General features: G+C 63.5%; 1 protein-coding gene and 1 rRNA gene. Both read right to left on the bottom strand.

The window, feature by feature from the left end; all coding sequences use genetic code 11:
- Positions 1–223, bottom strand: a 223-nt coding sequence (locus ACIP5T_RS00010; RefSeq protein ID WP_400859579.1) for a hypothetical protein, incomplete at its 3' end; no start/stop codon positions are given.
- A 346-nt stretch (positions 224–569) separates the two neighbouring features.
- Positions 570–686: ribosomal RNA gene (gene rrf / locus ACIP5T_RS00005) — 5S ribosomal RNA — on the bottom strand.
- Positions 687–748 lie beyond the last annotated feature (62 nt).

The following is a 748-nucleotide window of genomic DNA, read 5'->3' as shown; positions in this document are numbered from 1 at the left end:
CCGCCAGAGCGAGGAGCGTCGCCGTCACGGCGCGGGGCACCACCGTCACGGTTGTACCCACCGGAACGGGGTGCACCACCATCACGGTTGTACCCACCAGAGCGCGGAGCACCACCATCACGGTTGTACCCACCGGAACGGGGAGCGTCGCCATCGCGGCGCGGGGCACCGCCGTCGCGGTTGTACCCACCAGAGCGCGGAGCACCACCATCGCGGTTGTCACGGTTGTAACCACCCGAACGCGGCGCCCCGCCGTCACGGTTGTAACCACCGGAGCGCGGCGCGTCATTGTCACGGCGCGGAGCGCCACCATCGCGGCTGTACCCACCGGAACGAGGGGCACCACCATCTCGGTTATAGCCACCCTCGCGTCGGGGCGCGTCATCACGACGCGGACCGCTGCTGCGGTTCTGATCAGAGCGTCCCCCGGAAGGTCGGTGACCGCGCGATCCATTGTCGTCGTTGCGACGCGGACGGCGCTCTTCCTCTTCCGGCATGATGCTCCCTGTTCTAGATGTTGTTAACGCAAAATGGCCACCCAACGATGGGTGGCCATTTGCTTAAAAGAAGTCCGGCGGTGTCCTACTCTCCCACAGGGTCCCCCCTGCAGTACCATCGGCGCTGTGAGGCTTAGCTTCCGGGTTCGGAATGTAACCGGGCGTTTCCCTCACGCTATGGCCGCCGAAACACTATAGATGTTTCAATCAAAACACATAACAAAGTCATTGTCATGCGGTTCTCGACCGTA

Origin of the sequence: Microbacterium sp. NPDC088619 (assembly GCF_044752825.1) — a bacterium.
Lineage (GTDB): Bacteria > Actinomycetota > Actinomycetes > Actinomycetales > Microbacteriaceae > Microbacterium.
This window is presented reverse-complemented; position numbering and strand designations above follow the sequence as displayed.